At 36.1% G+C, this 18,174-nt stretch carries 14 protein-coding genes; all 14 read right to left on the bottom strand.

Going from position 1 to position 18,174, the window contains the following annotated elements; translation table 11 throughout:
- Positions 1-34: 34 nt before the first annotated feature.
- Positions 35-2,065: a methionine--tRNA ligase gene (metG, locus tag KUA55_RS10595; RefSeq protein WP_343214721.1), complete on the bottom strand. Its 2,031-nt coding sequence runs from the start codon at positions 2,063-2,065 to the stop codon at positions 35-37.
- Positions 2,066-2,119: 54 nt separating this feature from the next.
- Positions 2,120-3,490 (bottom strand): class II fumarate hydratase, encoded by a 1,371-nt coding sequence (gene fumC, locus KUA55_RS10600; RefSeq protein ID WP_218326224.1) that lies wholly within the window; start codon positions 3,488-3,490, stop codon positions 2,120-2,122.
- 102 nt (positions 3,491-3,592) lie between these two features.
- Positions 3,593-5,047: a helix-turn-helix domain-containing protein gene (locus tag KUA55_RS10605; protein ID WP_218326225.1), complete on the bottom strand. Its 1,455-nt coding sequence runs from the start codon at positions 5,045-5,047 to the stop codon at positions 3,593-3,595.
- Positions 5,031-5,471: a hypothetical protein gene (locus tag KUA55_RS10610; RefSeq protein WP_218326226.1), complete on the bottom strand. Its 441-nt coding sequence runs from the start codon at positions 5,469-5,471 to the stop codon at positions 5,031-5,033. Before KUA55_RS10610 ends, KUA55_RS10605 begins: the two co-directional genes overlap by 17 nt.
- 2 nt (positions 5,472-5,473) lie before the next feature.
- Entirely contained in the window at positions 5,474-6,250 is a 777-nt protein-coding gene (locus tag KUA55_RS10615; protein ID WP_218326227.1) for a class A sortase, read from the bottom strand.
- On the bottom strand, positions 6,222-7,319 hold the full coding sequence (locus KUA55_RS10620; protein WP_218326228.1) for a WxLIP family cell surface protein: 1,098 nt from the start codon (positions 7,317-7,319) through the stop codon (positions 6,222-6,224). The genes KUA55_RS10615 and KUA55_RS10620 overlap by 29 nt, the downstream gene beginning before the upstream one ends.
- A 98-nt stretch (positions 7,320-7,417) precedes the next feature.
- On the bottom strand, positions 7,418-8,170 hold the full coding sequence (locus tag KUA55_RS10625; RefSeq protein WP_218326229.1) for a WxL domain-containing protein: 753 nt from the start codon (positions 8,168-8,170) through the stop codon (positions 7,418-7,420).
- A gap of 17 nt (positions 8,171-8,187) precedes the next feature.
- Positions 8,188-13,110, bottom strand: a complete 4,923-nt coding sequence (locus KUA55_RS10630) for a beta strand repeat-containing protein (RefSeq protein ID WP_218326230.1) — start codon at positions 13,108-13,110, stop codon at positions 8,188-8,190.
- Between the two features lie 17 nt (positions 13,111-13,127).
- Positions 13,128-13,871: a WxL domain-containing protein gene (locus KUA55_RS10635; protein WP_425514612.1), complete on the bottom strand. Its 744-nt coding sequence runs from the start codon at positions 13,869-13,871 to the stop codon at positions 13,128-13,130.
- A gap of 54 nt (positions 13,872-13,925) precedes the next feature.
- Entirely contained in the window at positions 13,926-14,639 is a 714-nt protein-coding gene (locus tag KUA55_RS10640) for a WxL domain-containing protein (protein ID WP_218326232.1), read from the bottom strand.
- Positions 14,636-15,076, bottom strand: coding sequence for an LPXTG cell wall anchor domain-containing protein (locus KUA55_RS10645; RefSeq protein ID WP_484840039.1), 441 nt, complete (start codon positions 15,074-15,076; stop codon positions 14,636-14,638). Before KUA55_RS10645 ends, KUA55_RS10640 begins: the two co-directional genes overlap by 4 nt.
- Positions 15,077-15,330: 254 nt before the next feature.
- Positions 15,331-16,773, bottom strand: a complete 1,443-nt coding sequence (locus KUA55_RS10650) for a uracil-xanthine permease family protein (protein ID WP_218326235.1) — start codon at positions 16,771-16,773, stop codon at positions 15,331-15,333.
- Between the two features lie 26 nt (positions 16,774-16,799).
- Positions 16,800-17,288, bottom strand: coding sequence for a xanthine dehydrogenase subunit XdhC (gene xdhC, locus KUA55_RS10655; RefSeq protein ID WP_218326236.1), 489 nt, complete (start codon positions 17,286-17,288; stop codon positions 16,800-16,802).
- Between the two features lie 2 nt (positions 17,289-17,290).
- Positions 17,291-18,160: a xanthine dehydrogenase subunit XdhB gene (gene xdhB, locus KUA55_RS10660; protein ID WP_218326238.1), complete on the bottom strand. Its 870-nt coding sequence runs from the start codon at positions 18,158-18,160 to the stop codon at positions 17,291-17,293.
- Positions 18,161-18,174: the final 14 nt, after the last annotated feature.

Here is an 18,174-nt window from a genome sequence, read left to right on the forward strand (position 1 = left end):
TAAAATCCTAAGATTTTAAACACCTCTTTTAGCTTTAACCTACTACCGATCCATTCGGCATTCCTTTTGGTGCTTCTACTACTTTCAGACTACCATCTGCGGCTTCGGCTGATAAAATCATCCCTTGGCTAATTTCTCCGCGCATTTTACGAGGTTTTAGATTAGCTACAATGATTATTTTTTTACCAATCAAACTAGTTGGATCACTATAATATTCAGCGATTCCTGATAAAATTTGACGGTCTGCTTTGTCGCCAGCATCTAGTCTAAATTGTAACAATTTATCTGCGCCTTCGACTTTTTTACAATCGATGACTTCTGCCACTTTCAATTCAACTTTATCAAAGACATCAAATTTGATTTCTTTATCCTTCACCGAAACCAATTCTGTTTCTTCCGGTTGCCATTTAACCTTTTCAGGTTCTGGCGCTACACCTTCAGACATTTTTTCTTTGATATAGGCTACTTCCTCTTCCATATCTAATCGAGGGAAGATTGGTTGACCTTTACCAATCACTTTAGTATTTTCTGGAAATTCGCCAAAATGAATATCTGCTAAATTCATCATTTCAGTGTTCAAGCCTAATTGTTCAAAAATTTTCGTTGGCGTTTCAGTCATAATTGGTTGTAATAAAATTGCTACAATCCGCAAGACTTCTGCTAAATGAACCATTACACTATATAATTCAGCCTGTTTTTCTTCATCTTTTGCTAAAATCCAAGGCTCAGTTTCATCAATATATTTATTTGCTCGAGAAACCAAAGTCCAAACTTCTGCTAAAGCAGTATTAAATTCCATTTTTTCCATCGCTTCACGGTAACGAGAAACTACGTTTGCGGCAGTAGTCGATAATTCACTATCAAATGGTGTCACTTTTGATTGATATTTAGGAACCATCCCGCCACAATATTTGTTAATCATGGCCACTGTCCGATTTAATAAATTCCCTAAATCATTAGCCAAATCATAATTTACACGAGCCACAAAATCTTCCGGCGTAAATACACCATCTGAACCAAATGGTACAGCCCGCAATAAATAATAACGCAAAGCGTCTAAACCAAAACGTTCAACTAACATTTCAGGATAAACTACATTCCCTTTAGATTTAGACATTTTTCCGTCTTTCATCATTAACCAACCATGGCCAAAGATTTTCTTCGGTAAAGGTAAGTCTAACGCCATTAACATAATTGGCCAATAAATCGTATGGAAACGCACAATTTCTTTGCCAACCATATGAACATTTGCTGGCCAGTATTTTTGATACAAACTATCGTCATCTGAACCATAGCCTAACGCTGTAATATAGTTAGTTAAAGCGTCAATCCACACGTAAACGACATGTTCAGGATTGGCATTCACAGGAATCCCCCAAGTAAAGGTCGTCCGTGATACAGCTAAATCTTCTAAACCTGGTTTGATAAAATTATTAATCATTTCATTTTTACGAGATTCTGGTTGGATAAATTCTGGATGGTCTTCGTAGTATTGCAACAAGCGATCCGCGTATTTACTCATCCGGAAGAAATAAGATTCTTCTCTGACCAATTCCACCTCATGTCCACTTGGTGCTTTTCCGCCAATGACCTTTCCTTCATCATCGCGATAAACTTCCGCCATTTGATTTTCAGTGAAAAATTCTTCATCAGAAACTGAATACCAGCCTTCGTATTCACCTAAATAAATGTCCCCTTGTGCTAATAACTGGTCAAAGATTTTTTGAACAGCAGCTTCATGATAATCATCTGTTGTCCGAATAAATTTGTCATAGCTGATATCTAAAGTTTTCCAAAGTTTTTTAATATCCGCCGCCATTTCGTCCACATATTCTTGTGGTTCAATACCTAATTCTTCAGCTTTTTTCTCAATTTTTTGACCGTGCTCATCGGTACCAGTTAAGTAGAACACATCAAATCCCATTAAACGTTTATAACGAGCCACCGCGTCACAAGCAATTGTTGTATAAGAATTTCCAATATGGAGCTTGCCACTTGGATAATAAATCGGTGTCGTAATATAAAATGTCTCTTTTTCTGACATCTTACTCCTCCTTAAAAAAATATTCTTTGTTAGTATACCACAATTTCACTGGACTTTCTTTGTTCCAGACAAGTCCTATCTGTCAATCTCACCAATCATTTTTTCCGGTCGTACCCACAAATCATATTCTGTTTCAGTCAGATAACCTAAAGACAATGCTGCTGCTTTTAAAGTCGTTCCTTCTTGATGGGCTTTTTTAGCAATTTCAGCGCCTTTATCATAACCAATATGGCTATTTAATGCGGTCACTAGCATTAAGGAATTATCTAATAATTCAGTCATTCGCTCTTGATTAACAGTGATACCGACTAAACATTTTTCTCTAAAAGAATGCAAACTATCTGTCAATAAACGAATGCTCTGTAATAAATCATAGGCAATCAACGGCAAATAAACATTCAATTCAAAATTCCCTTGAGAAGCTGCCATCCCAATCGTTGCATCATTTCCCATTACTTGCAAGGCCACCATAGTTAATGCTTCAGATTGCGTTGGATTTATTTTTCCTGGCATGATCGAGCTACCAGGCTCATTTGTTGGTAAGGTAATTTCACCAATTCCACTTCGCGGTCCGCTTGCCAACCAGCGAATATCGTTGGCCATCTTCATAGCATTAGCTGCTGTTGCTTTTAAAGCACCACTAGCAAAAACGACAGCATCTCGATTGGCCAGTGCGTGAAATTTATTGCTTTCACTCATAAAATGAATACCTGTCGCTTTATTTAATGCCACAATGAAAGCTTCTTCATATATTTTTGATGCATTTAAGCCAGTGCCGACTGCCGTTCCACCAATTGCTAATTGTTTTAATTCAGCCAATGTAGCAATCAGCATATTCTCATTATGTTCAAAACCTGCTTTCCAGCCACTAATTTCTTGTCCAAAGGTAATTGGTGTCGCATCTTGTAAATGAGTTCGGCCAATTTTGATCACATCTTGATTTTCTTCTTCTAAATCCTCCAAAGTTGCAATCGTTTGGTGAATCGCCGGTAATAAATTTTTCTCAATGGTCATAGTTGCTGCTAAATGAATCGCTGTGGGGAAAACATCATTAGAACTTTGAGACATATTAACATCATCATTAGGATGAATCGGCGTTTCTTGACTTGCTAGATGAGCTATTACTTCGTTGGCATTCATATTGGTTTGAGTACCGCTACCAGTCTGCCAAATGACTAAAGGAAACTGGGACCAATTTTTTTGAGTTAGTAATTGATCACAGGCATTCTTAATGGCTTCCGCTTTTTGGCTGGATAATTTCCCAACTTGATGATTTGCAATAGCAGCCATTTTTTTAATAGTCACTAAAGCTTCCAATAGTTCTGGTGGCATCTTTTCTCCACCTATTTTAAAGTTTTGACGGCTTCTTTCAGTTTGTGCGCCCCATAGTGCGTCTTCTGGTACTTCAATTGCTCCTAATGAATCATGTTCGGTTCTAGTATTCATTTGCATAGCTCCTTCATCTTTTTTTATATTATCGCTTAAATCAAATGAAAAATGAAGACAAAAAAGCTTTTATCAAACTTAGCAAGAGTCTGATAAAAGCGACTAATTAAATTTTTTTGCTCGAATTTGTAGCAATGTTTTCCCTAGATTTGCCCAGTCAGTTGGACGGGGCGGGTCAAGCCAAATAATATTTTCAATTAAATTGGAATGGTATAACTCACTAATGTTAGAAATAACCAAATCGGTTTCCTCACTTAGCTTGTCTTGCGTCACAACATTTAGATGAGAGAATATCGACAAATTATTCGCAACAAAGCGATTGTACTTTTGGCCAAAACTAAAATCAATGTACACATTAATTTGTTCGATTACCTCAGACAAAGAAATATTTTCAACCAAAATCAGCAAATAAGTCAAAAATAATACATTTCGGTAGTCTATGATGCCCTCTTTTTTAATGTAGCTTTGATCCATTAAATATTTGCGACAAAATAAGAAATACTCGGTATAGGTTTCTTCAAAAAAACTGATATCAATATTATCGTAACCATCGAACAAGCGAAAAGGGAAATATAACATCTCAAAATGGAGACGGTTCAATTCATTGAATAATACAATTTCTTTTTGTGGATCTAGTTGATAAAAATTTTTTTCAAATGCAGAAATAAAGCGATCGTTCAATCGAGTAATTCGTTTTCCAATTATGTTTTTTTCTATTGTAGATTCTGTCAATATACCTTCTAAATACAAAAATGAAAATATATCATCTTCTAATTCTATTGGTAATTCAAGTTCCTTCAGACAGTTTTCTTCTCCAGGAAAACTTTTTCTCAGGCTTTGCAAAACTGTCTTTTTATTTTTATTTTGATCGATTTTAAGATCTTTTAATAAGAAAAATACCCCTAAAAAATGTTCTAATCGACGTTGCCTAGTTAACGGTATAAAGATTTCCTGATCCTTCAATTTTTGGCTAATTACATTAATTTTTTCCTCAATCTGTTGACCATAAAATGAAAAATCCTCTTGAAAAAGAAAAGAAGTCACTTTAGTGAAAAAGAAAAAAATATTTTGATTACTACTCGTTAGCTGATGATTTTTATTCATCCCAATTCCAAAAGAAGCCAAAATTTTCTTTACTTCTTTAACTTTTTCATAAGCAATCCGATAATTTATAAAATGTTGGTTAGCAAAGTCATTAATCGATTGAAAATTTCCTTTAAGTAAATCCAATAGAATCGCAATATCCAAAGAATCATTTAAATATTCCCGTAAAACTAAATCAGAAACAGCTTCCTGACTTTCATTCAATTGTACTTGTTCTTTATCAGTAACCAATTCAAAAAAACCATCTAAATTAAATTCAATAAAATCATTTTGCAATTCTCCTAATGTTTTATCATATAAAAAATTAGATATACCTAACTTTTCTTGAATTAAAGAACTTTTTGCCGCTAAATCAGTGGATTCTTCAATAAATCTCAGAAATTGATATTTTCTTGTATTGTCTTTACTTAAAAAAACTTCAAAATTCAACGTTCGTTCACTTCTTTCTCCCATAAAATGCAATTCCAGTTAATAGTTGAACTGTTTTGATTAATTGCGGCTCCTCTACACCATCTTGTCCACCACCAAAACTAGGTTGCGCCGAAGTGGCTTGATATTTGTCTGAGAAGAAAGCTTGATTTAACAATAATTTTTTTTGATTTTCTGTTTTTCTTCGCTGCTTCTTTGCAATTTTTGTTTTTTTTACTTTTTTCTTTTGTTTTGCAGCAGTTTCCTTTTCGACATAAGGAACCACTTCTGAGGTGTCACTAGTTTCGGCTGTATTTGATTGTTGTGTCGGCTCTATAGGAACCACTTTTTGATTTGGATCATCTGGACTATAAATATTATTTTCAGCCTTTGAAATTTGTGAACCTAATATTAGTGAAGATAAAAGTAGCAATGAACCACTTAATAAAAATTTTTTTTTGCCAATCAACCTTACACCTTCTTTATAATGAACCAGCTTAAAATTGTATTGATTCCAAAAAAAACAATCATCGGCAACCAAACCCATTTGAATTTAACGTTTTTTCTGATTAATTTCCATTTATTTGCTTTCTTTTCGATTTTTTTAATGGTATTTTTCTTATTATTTACAAGTTTGGCCTGGACAATTATTCTTTTATTCGTTGCTGTCGGCTGATCACAAGTAATCAGTGTCAGCATTGCTTTGTTTTGCGTTTTTAATACATTTAAATCTGTTTCATTAATTTCTTTTTTTTCGAAAACTTGATAAGTATAATTTTTACCTAAATATCGCAGCCGAATCTCAGCATTTTTTTTAATGTTATTCAATCGACCGAATAAAATATCACCAACACCTAAATGGTGACCCAGCAAAACCAAATTTTCTTTTGCTGGGTTGCGGGCCGGATACATGGACCCTGCTCCATAAATCATTTGCGTCTGATCTAATCCTGCAAAAATAGGTGTAGTTAACTGCAATGAATCAATCTGCAGACTACCAATTGAAGAAAAGTCCGGCTGATTCACTGCAGCTAAAGTTTCTTTAAAACTAATTGCATCTACTGGTTCAAAAGGGATTTTAGCAACTTTAGTTAGCTGCGTCACCTCTTTAAACTGAGCCGTCGTAGCTTCATATACAATAAAACTTTTTTTAAACAGCGGAAAAAACAACATAAAAGTACCTACATATAACAACAACAGGATAATTATTTTATATAAATTATTCGACTTTTTCTGCTTCTTCGTCATTCTTTTTTTTCCTTCTCCGAATCACCCAAATAAGGATAATTACAAGTAACAGCAATAAAATACCAATTAAAATATAAAGCCATGTGTAATCTTTCTTGATGGAGACATCTTTAGCATTCAATTTTTTAGCAGTTTCAGCTTTGATAGTAAAGTCCTTTTCAAGAATCCATTGATTACTGTAGTGAACTTCTTTTTTATCTTCGCCAGTTCTAACAAATTGGCCTTCTGCTAGTTGATTGCCATTCACAATCATTTTTAAATGATAAGTACCAGCTTTTAGTGATTTTCCATTTAAAGGTACCGGAAAATCAAAATTAGTATTTGGGGCAATTTGTAGGTTTTCTGCGCTTTTTTTATATAAAACTTTTGATTTACCTTTTTCAGTTATTTGGGCATCAATCGCTACTTGATTAATATAGGTTGCCTGATCATTTTGAACATTAGCCAAGATAACATTTCTGGCATTGACTTGACTTGCTTTTACTGTATGTAATTTTAAGTTAGGAGCTACTTCATTCGTATTTTCTCTTAACAATAAAGCTACTACATAAGAATATTCGTTTTGAATAGCCAGCCCTTTATCATTACTGCTATCGGCTGTTTTATTATCCTTTTTAATTTCTTTAAAGGTGATACCACCCGCCATGACCCCATCAAAATTTTCACTCGGCATTGTCACATCAATCGGTACGTCTAAAGTACTTTTGGCTGGAATATCTATGGTATTGGGCATTTTTGCATAGTCAGCCAGATTATATTTTAAACTTTTATCAGCTTTAAGTTTGTTTGGGCCATATTCAACCACTACGTTTGAGTTAGTTGTCGCACTTTTGATAGTGGCCTCCACTTTGACTGGATTGTCCGTATCATTTACTAGGTGTACACTTAATTGTTGCGTTTGTCCTGGATCTAGTTGCAAATCATAATATGTTTTTGATTTATCTATTTGATTTTCAGGAATTTGTGGTTCAACTGCAAAACCGAATTCATTCGCATACGATTTCACAGTATTTAACATCAATACCGAAACAAATAAAAATAGAGTCAACAATATATTTTTCTTTTTCATGAATTTGTCCTTCCTTACAGCAAAGGGACGTGGGAAATAAATTAAAAATTTAATTCCTACGTCCACCTATATTCAAAATAATTAGTTCATTGACACTTTTAATTTCCTGGTGTGTCTAAAAGTGCCCATTTTAATGTTGTATTATACTTTTCTGCATATTTGGTTGTTGATCCTGGAACTTTCAATTGAACACTTTCTGCTCCAGTAGTCGCATCCGTTCCCCAATCTAATAAATAAGTTCCAGCACCTTCGTTTAATTTAGCTGACATCATTGTTGAAGCAGCTCCAGGTGTCAAACTCACTTTTGTAGTCCCAGTTGGTTTAGCTGATTTTGAAGCACTCACAACATTTCCGTTATTAAGTGTAATTACTGCACCTTCTAAAACATGACTGTTACTTGAAGTAAATTGAGCGTCTTGAGTAACGTTCAAGCTCCAACCAGTTTCAGTTCCACGATTATCAGAAACTTGAACATAGTTCGGACCTTCTTTAACTGTAGTAGAAGTTTTCCCATCACTGTCTATTTCATAATATTTTTGGGCTTGAGCGTTATAAGTTTTGTCTTGAGAAGTAATTTTTTGTGTACCAAAATCAAAACTTGAAGCAAAATCAATAGACAAAGGTCCATTTGTACCTGGTTTAGGACCAGTTGGATCAGTTGGATCTGTCGGTTGCACAGGATTTGTTGGGTTCGTTGGATCTACTGGATTTGTTGGATCCGTCCCAGGTTGAAATGTGATTGTTCCTTTAGAATCATAATTTCCACCATCTGCTGCGAAAGTGCTAATCGGTGCCACTACAACTGCACCTAAAGCCATAGATGCTAATAATAATTTTGCTGTTCTTTTCATTTTTAAAATCTCCTTTATTATGGATTATTTCCAGGAACATTTTCTAAACTCCATGTTAATGTTCCTTGATAATCACCTATTAATTGTTTTTCTACCGGTACAGTCAAATGCAAACCATAAGAAGCATCCCACTGTTGGGTAATATCAATTACATCATTTGATTGAGCTGATCTTTCTTCGACCGGTATATTTTGATCGGTTATTTGAACGGTCCCTTGACTGTTCGTGTAGTTAAATAATCCACTTAAATCATTGCTACCATCGGCTAATTTATCTGACTCTCTTAAAGTTAATCGCCACGGTTGTTTGTCCACACCGCGAGTATCTTTAACTTTTAATGCACCTGTAACAGTTGGTGTATAAGTTTTAACCGTATTACTTACTTTTTGGGCACCAAAATCAACTTTAGAAGGTACCTCGTTTAAAGATAATGTACCTAAAATGCTGATATTTACATCTTTGGTTGCACTTTGACCTGAATTACTAAAAGTATAATTAGCAATGACGGTTTTTGCATCACTGGCGCCTTTCACTTCGTCAAAAGTTGCTTGAGGAAGGCTAGGCACCTGACTGCTACGTCCATCAGCAAAAATTACACTTGCTTTAGTTAATTGGTTCAGTGCCTCAAGATTAGCCAGATTATTCGCATCCACTAGTTTTAACTGAATGTCTTGAGCAACAATTGCAAAAGAGCCATCTGGAGCAATCGAACTATCATCTTTTACCACAGTCAATTGCACATCCTGTGTAGCTTGGTTGACTGTTGAAGTACCAGTTGAAAAACGAATATCATGCACACGACTCAATTGATCTTGTGCAAGAGGCTGCTTGATCAATGCCAGAAGTTGATCATCCAAATTACTTTGTAAATTAGGGCGTCCACTAGCTGTCATTAATTTAACAACATCCTCTTTTGTTTGAATTGCAGCTGCTTGTTTTTCTGTGATAATTGCATTTTTAGCAGTCACTTCAGCCTTATTTGAGTACTTTATATTAATTGAGTAACTATATTCACCATCGGCTGATGTCCAAGTAACAGGGTCACTATTTTTTTGTTCAGTAAAAATTTGACTACTGCTACCAACTTTTGTGGAAACAACTTCGCCACTATACAGCCAAGAAAACGAACTCTTATCTGGTGAAAAAGTTAACGTCGGCAATATTTTATTTACTGCTGGAACTACCAATCTTCCTTTAGTTACAGGTGTGTTTGCCACCTCAGAACCCCAAACTTGTAAAATAGGTTTATTATCAGCTGTTACTTGTGCAACATTGTGCTCAATAAATCCTTTTCCCTCAGCAATTGGCGTATTCACTTGATAGTCATACACTGCTCCAGGAAGCATCAATCCATAACCTTCTTGAGAATTTGTAATGTCATTATCACCAATAAAAGTTTTACCAGTTGTTTTTTCAATACCTTTGAAATTCAATGGAGAAATTTTTTCAGCATTTTTTCCCGTCGGATTAATTGTTAATACTTGATAGGAACTTTGTTTACCAAACCAACTACCTGTTTGAGTAGTCATCGTGTTGGTGGTTGAATTCTTAATCCATGTAAGTCGTGCATCAGTAGGATCACTAAAGTTAATATCGCTAATATTAACTTTCCCTTTACCTTCCGGTGACTCCAAAGAATTTTCTCCGTTAATGGATAATTTCCCCGCTGAAATGAAGGCTGTATTTGTCAAAATTCCTAAACCAGACCCATCATGTAAAGTAATATCACCAAAGTTGTTATACGTAGTACTATGGCTTGCCACAGTTGCATTGGCACCATTTTTTATATTTCCAGTAGTCGCAGTTAAAGTGGTTTTATTATCAATATCCAAACTAGTAAAATTAATTAAACCTACACCGCTTATCAAAATAGGCGTTGTTTGAAATTCACTCGTATCAGAAACTTGTTGACCAATTTGAAAATTTGAATGAATATTTTTGGCTGCGCTGTTGCTAGCGACTAAGTTGGTGATGTTATCAGTTTGATTCCCACCTGAAATACCACTGATTGATTTTATTCTTTGGATTTTGACATTCACGTTGCGTAATAACGCATCGCTAGCAACATTACTATATTGTGTTGCGTATAAAGTTCCAATTGTTGAATCAGGGGCATCAATATTGATATTCACATCAGACATTTGGCTATCGCTGGCTGTATTTCCACCATCACCAAAAATTGTTGCACCTTTCAATACATCGCCTGAATCTTTATTAGCATAGATATTTAAGTTAACCTTACTGCCAGTTTTTCCTAACTTAATATAATTATTAATAGCACTGGCGTGACGACCAGCAGTAATTTCGACTTTAGGTGGTGGAACAAAAGTTTTTCCATTGACTGTTCGCAAATCTAAAGTCAGCGTGGCATCACCAGTAATTGTCCCCTGATTAGATGGACCTGCTGAGAAAGCTTTATCGCTGGTATGACTTGGGCTTCCCGAAAAATCGCCACCTAAAATCGATACTGAAACATTTCCATCAATCACATGGTTGGCAACGCCAGAATAGCCATAAGTACCCCCAACTGTCCCATTATGGATACCACTGACAAATTCAACAGAAGCATCACCATACTGCTTCCAGTCACCCCAACCACCACCAGAGGTAAACCAGTCGACTTGTCCATAATTAATTTGCGTATGGGAAGAACCGTAAGTTCTTTGTGCGATATAGCCAGTTCCTTCGGTAGTATCGGCAATTCCGGCATTCATCACATATTCTGAAGCATAGTTACTACTATTTGTTGGTGCATCGACTACACCAGAAAAGTTTCCACCGTATGTCCAACGAGCAACTACATTATTCATTGTTACTTTTGTATGACCGTAGATGTAGATAGACCAGCTATCTCCAGGAGTTCCACCACCACCGACTACATCATACCCAGTAAAATAGCTTCTTGTATTTTTTGTTTTATCATATGACAAATTATTTAAGTTATAGGCTGCAGTATAGTTTGAATAAACCAAACCATCTCCCCCAACACTTTTATCAGCAGTGAGTGTCCCTAAAGTAACAGAAGTATCTCCTTCAATATATCCACCATAACCGGCTGCTCTAGTATAACTAGGATCAGTGTCTAAACTGACGCAACCGCCTAGAATATTCAAGTCAATATTCCCGTATACTTTGAAGTCAGCAGCAGATTCTGCCTTTGCTTTACGTTGTTCCTTAGTTAAACTATCAAAATTATCATTTGCACTATTAATAACTGCATTTGAAGTTCCAAGCTTAGCTGCACTTAATGTAGTAATATTTCGACTACCGCCACCGTAAACGCCTGCCAGAGCACCTTTATCTCTTTGGCCAGCGCGAACTGTATTTTTAATTGACCCAGTAATCGTTCCTTTTACATTATTTCCACCAGAAAACGGTGTGACACCTGCTGAATATTTACTGAAATCAATATTATTGGTTATCGCAACTTTTTGTCGATCAGATCCAATATTTCCTTCACGAGAACCACCGATAAAACCTGGATAGGTAGTTAGCCCCCCAGTATTACTACCATCAATAGCACCATAACCAGCAATCGTCGTTGTGATTGTTCCGTTAATATTTCCATACTGAACGCCGCCGTAGATAACATTACTGTTTAGCTTAAATTTAGTATTTTGATCTTGGACATCCATGTTAGTCACAACATTTCCTGTTACATTGGCTGTTGCTGAAGCAGTATTTCCGACTCCACCACCATAATAGCTGTCAGTAATTTCTCCACCTAAATTATTAATTGTCACAGCCGTATTTCCGTTAATTGTGCCGACTTTTGCACCACCGGCTAGATTTCGTAGATTACCACTAGAATTATTAAAATTTAAAGTTGTGCTTCCATTTAATGTACCACCAGAATCATTACCACCATAAAAATCCCAATAACCACTACCAGTACTATTCACCGTTATAATTGGATTTCCTGTTACATCACCGTTATCAGTTCCACCGAAGATGCTGCTTGTACTTGTTCCGTAAGAGCCACCATTTAAATTCAAATTGTAACCATTCATATAGTATCTACTACCGCTATAGCGAATGTTTCGCAAAATAATATTATTTCCAAAAAAACTATCAGCTGGTAGTGACAAAGTTTTTGCGCCAGTAGGTGAAGTTGTATCATTTGAGATAGGATCATTGCTGACTCCTGTAATTGTTAGTTGGTTCACCTTACCAGTTAATGCTGTAAAAGTAACATTTGCTGCACTGACAGCTGTGGGTACAGCTTTTGCCATCGTAGCTGCTCCTAATGTCACATTGCTACCAAAATACATGACAAAGTCGTTATTATGACCATTGGTATACAAATCAAACAATCCTTGCTTTACACCATTCTCATTAGCATCATACTCATGATAAGGATTACCATCACCTGTTGGACTAGGCACCACAATCACTTTGCTTTGGTTAGCAGAGGCAATAATATCTTTAATTGATTGATTGACTGCCAAGCTTTGTCTAGTCATTTGCGCTTTTTCTTTAAATTGTGCCACTACTTGAATATTTTGGTCAATTTCCATTTGTTTTAACTGTTCATTACTATATAACTTGTCCCCGATTTTCCAACCTTCAAAATCATCTTGCACACTTTCTTCAAAAATCGGAATTTGAGAATCCGTTAACAAATCTCCCTGATTCAATTTTATACTTGCTTGAAAAGACTGATTAGAAAACAAATGGGCTGTATCAGTTTCAAATATGACCGTATATATCTGTGGATCGGCCATTGTTGAATAATCATCAGATTGGCTAGCTTGTTCAATCGGATCAGTGCTTTGAGTTGGCAAAGAGTCCGCTTGGTTGACTGTTTCTGAACTCTCAGAAGGAAACACTTCACTAGAGGTTGAAGTAGTTGAATCTTGAGTTGTAGCAGCCAAAACGGGCGCACTTGAAAGAAAGAAATTCATTACAAAAATAATTACCAATATTTTACGCCACAACATCATTCACCTCTTTTCTGTTAGTTTGCCGGTGTATCAGATAAAGTCCAAATAAGATTGGTCTGGTACTTGACGGCATCTTTAGGCGTTATACCTGGTACACTGAGAGAAACAGCTTTTGTAATGTTTACTGCCTCTTTTTGATTATTTTCATTTGATACAGTTGTTTTTTCAACTTTCCCCCAATAATCTACCCAGGTTCCACTACCACTCTCAACTTTCGCTGACATTACCATTGATTCGGAACCACTAGGATTCAAAGTAATTTTAGCTGCTGCAACCGGTGCTTTACTTTTTGCAACTGATGCAACATGTGACTCTTCAATAGTGATTTGCGCACCGGTCAATATTTTATTTAGAGTTGGTGAAGTAGCCGTTAATTGATTGGTCTGCTTAACCGTTAATTGCCATCCCGCATTATTTCCGCGGTTGTCAGTTACTTGAACATAATTAGCCGTATCTGAATGTCCGTCACTATAACGCTGCGCATTGGCATAATAAATTTGATCTTGATTGGAAATTTTATTTTTTCCAAAATCAAACGAAGAAGCATAATCAATCGATAGTGGTCCAGCTGTTCCTTCATTGGGTTTTCCACCAGGATTCGTCGGATCAATTGGTTGAACCGGCTTATTCGGATCAGGATTTTCTGGATCGACTGGATTCGTTGGATCAGAATTAGGTACAAATTCAACCACACCTTTAGCAGTGTTTGCTGTGCTTTCTGCACCATAAGTAGTCGATGTTAAACTAAAAAAACTCATGACTCCTATTACAAAAGTGAAAAGCCAGCTACTTTTTCTCATCTTAATCACCTTTTATGGGTTAGTTGGGGTACTTTGAAGTGTCCAAGTAATCGTAGTTTTGTATTCTTTGGCTAATTTAACAGTTGAACCTGGTACTGCTAAAGTGACCGCATCGGCTGCATTCGTATTAGTATCTCCAAAACGATAAACCCAAGTACCTGCCCCTTGACCTTTAGCTGCGGTAATACCAGGTAATTGAGAACCATCTGGTTTTAACGTCACATCCGTAGCTACGGTTCCAGGTGTGTACTTTTTATCAACATTTGAAGCTACGGAAGCTTTTGATAATTTTAGAACTGCTCCAGTTAGTTCATCTCCATCAGTTGTTTTAAATTGAGCATTTTGTTTTGCAGTTAAATTCCAACCAGCTAAAGTTCCAGTTTGATCTGTAACTTGAACATACAAAGGTTTTTCGGAACCATCTTTCATTTGGTCCAGTTTGGCATTGTAAGTTTTATCAATACTGGTAATTTCTTGCGTATCAAAATTGATTTTTGATGCATAATCAATTGATAAGGCACCACCAGTACCAGGTTGTGGAGGATCTACAGGATCAACTGGATTAGTTGGGTCAGGATTAGTTGGATCAACAGGAGGGATAACAGCGCTCCCCGCCTTATAATTGATTGTCCCATCGGTCGTATAATCCGCTGCAAAAGCTTGACTTGTATTTATTCCAATCCCTAATAAAATTGCTGTTGATAAAAATAATGTTGTCTTTTTCATATGTTTTCTCCCTTTTCCCTTTTATAAATGAATAAACTTAAACTAAATAATAAAAACACCATACCAATTAACTGCAACATAAAAAAATTATTGTCTCCAGTTTTTGGAATAATGGCAGCGCCATTTGCAGAGTAACTGGGTGTTTGTCCGTTGTTCGAGACATAAGCCAATTGATGGTCATCAAGTGATTTATTTATTTGATTTTGATTAGTACTTTGATCTGTTGAAGAACTGGGATAACTGTACTCACCATAAAAAGTAGCCACTCCATGTGTTTCATCACTACTCCTCGTTTCTTGAGCATAGTTTGGTTTTCCACTCGTTAACAACAAACCTGTAAATAACAAAATTATCGAAAAAATACACCGCTTTTTTCTCGTAATTTCCCCCTCCTTAAATAAGAATACATATAAACATAACTCTGCTAACGATATAATATCGTTATCAACAAACCATTTCTATTACTAATTTTTGATTTGAAAGAAAAAAAGTAATAATGAACTAGCCAGAACTACAGTTTTCACTTTTTCTAAAAATAACATTATTTTAAATTAACTTGCCTTCTGTTCTTTCTATTAAAATTATTTTTTTATTTATAATTAACGCTGGTAAAATTGCTGCATTAAGCAAAAAAAGATTCGAGAAACTAAAAATTAGTTTCTCGAATCCTGAAAATTATTTTTTTATTTCATCAGTTATCTACTTTTTCCGGCTTAATAATATCCTTAAAGTTAAAGAACATATTCAATAAAATTGCCGCTAAGGCACCAGATAAGATACCACTACCTAAAATCATTTGGACCATTTCGGGGAAGTTTGCGTAAAAACTTGGATAAACTTCTGGTAACATACCAATTCCAACAGCAATCCCGATAATTAACATATTTTGATTGCCATTAAAATCAACTTGTTTTAATAAGTTTACTGCGCTACCAATAATAATACCGAAAATAGCAAATCCTAATCCACCTAAAACTGGTTTTGGAATCGCCGAAATCAACGCTGAGAATTTTGGTACTAAACCAATTAGCAGTAACATTCCCCCAGCAATTGCGGTAGTAAAACGACTTGTTACTTTAGATAAATCCAATACCCCAACATTTTGAACAAAGGCCGTTGGTTGTACACCATTAAACAAACCAGAAGCAAAAGTATTAATCCCTAAAGTTTTTAATGTACGACCGAACTGTTTATGAGTCATTTCTTTATTGGCAATATCGTGAATCCCCATCGATGTTCCAGATACCTCTACCATCCCAAGAATCATAACGATTAGGAAGGCTAGAGTTGTTTGCAATTCCACTCTTGGCACACCGTAATGGAAAGGTAAAATCAAACCAAACCATGGTGCTGAACTAACACTTGAAAAATCCACCATTCCCATAAATCCTGCGGCAATTGTTCCCACCAATAAAGCAATGAGCAAAGTTAAATTTCCTAAGATACCTTTTAAATATTTTGAGATAATTACGTGGAATAAGAACACACCGAAGGCTAAGCCTAAAACTCTTGGTTCCATTGCTGCACCGGGATTATAGGCATTATCTGCCATCATCCAGTGGAAAGTATTTGGTAATAAAGCTGTCCCTAATACCATCAGGTTAGTCCCAACAACAATCGGTGGGAAAAAGCGTTGTAGTTTTGCCCAGAAACCAGAAATCAAGAAACAGAATAATCCGGCAACCATCGTAGATCCAGCGACAACTTGGAAACCTTGGCTAATCGTTGGCGCATTTGACAAAGCACTACTTACTACGGTAATAACTGCGAAGTTGGCACCCATAATCATCGGAATTTTAGGACTTGTCCGAGGAATAACACCAACAGCCGCTAGAATTGAAGAAATTCCGGCGGTAAAAATAATTGCACTAACAAAATAACGTGATTGCTCTGGGCTCAACCCAACATTTGATCCAATAATTAATGGAACCGGAATCGCTGCTAACACAGCGATTACGGTATGTTGGAACCCCAATGGTATGCTTTTACTTAACGGAAGTTTTTCATCGACATCAGAAATTACGCTGGCTTGAATTTCAGGAATTTCTTCTTGCTTTAACTCATGTTCAGGCTTCTCTGCTGCAACATCTGACTTTACATTCTCATCTACTTTCGAAATATTATCATTTTCCATTTGAGATTTCCTCCTACTTGGCTTAACTAATTGGCAAGTTTTGCGGCAGCTCTTTTGGCAGCAGTATTTTCAACTGCATCAACAATTTTAGAATAACCAGTACAACGACACATGTTTCCAGAAAGTGCTCGTTTAATTTCTTGTCTTGTTGGTTCATCTACTTCCCCCAAATAATTTGAAGCCGACATTACCATCCCTGGAATACAAAATCCACATTGGACTGCTCCAGCTTCGACAAAATCTTCTTGTACATCAGATAATGTCCCATCAATCTGTGCTTCGCCTTCAATTGTTTTAATATTTTTACCATCCGCCCAAACAGCCATTGCTAAACATGAATCTAGCGTAACATTATCGACAACTACCGTGCAAGCACCACATTCACCTACACCACAGCCTTCTTTTGTTCCAATCAAGGAGAAATCTTCTCGTAGCATTTCCAATAAACTTTTTCTTACATCAACAAACAACGTGACTTCTTCACCATTTAAAGTAAATGAAATTTCTTTATTCATAATTATTCCCCTTTCAACGCTTCAACAATATTGCGAGCAGGTAAAATAGTGATTAAGAAATCACGGTACTCTTTAGAAGCCCGCCAAGAATTTCTCGTTTTGGCATCTAACAGACATTTTTCTCCAATTTCCTTTAATACCTCATCGGTAATTTCTTTTCCTTTAGCATATTCTTCAGCTTGGCGCATTCTAATTGGTGTTGGTCCAGCAACACCAAAGCAAATGCGAACATCTTCGATTACACCAGCATCATGCTTAATGATGGTTGCACAGCTTAAATTCGCAATATCTAAAGCTTTTCGTTGAGCAAATTTTGTATAGCCACCTAAATAGCCAGCATAATCTTCTTTTTTAATTTTGATTTTTACTAAGATTTCACCAGGATTTAAATCCACCCAGCCAGCACCTTTATAAAAATCATGAATTGACACATTTTTCACGCCATCAAGGGAATGGATTTCCAAAATGGCATTATGGCAAAATAGCGTCGGTGCACTATCAGCCGAGGTCGCACCATTACAGACATTCCCACCAATCGTTCCCGCATTTCTAGTTTGCGGACCTCCGACAGTTGAACAAGCATAGCTTAAGAGCGGTGCGCATTTTTGTACGATTGGATTTTTTTCAATTTGAGTAAAAGAATTTAAGGCACCGATTACTAAAGTTTCCTCTTCATCTAAATAAACACCTTGCATTTCTTCAATTCGAGTAACGCCAATCAACTGTGTATTAACAAAATCTTCTTTACGCTCACGAGATTTTACTAAAACGTCTGTGCCGCCAGCGATAATTCGCGCGTTAGGATCTTGTTTAGTTATTTCAAAAACATCTTGCAAATTAGTTGCTTCATGGTATCCAGTGATGTCATACATTTCGCTTTCCCCTC

The sequence above is a fragment of the Enterococcus alishanensis genome, assembly GCF_019218635.1.
In the GTDB taxonomy this organism is placed as follows: Bacteria; Bacillota; Bacilli; order Lactobacillales; family Enterococcaceae; genus Enterococcus_A; species Enterococcus_A alishanensis.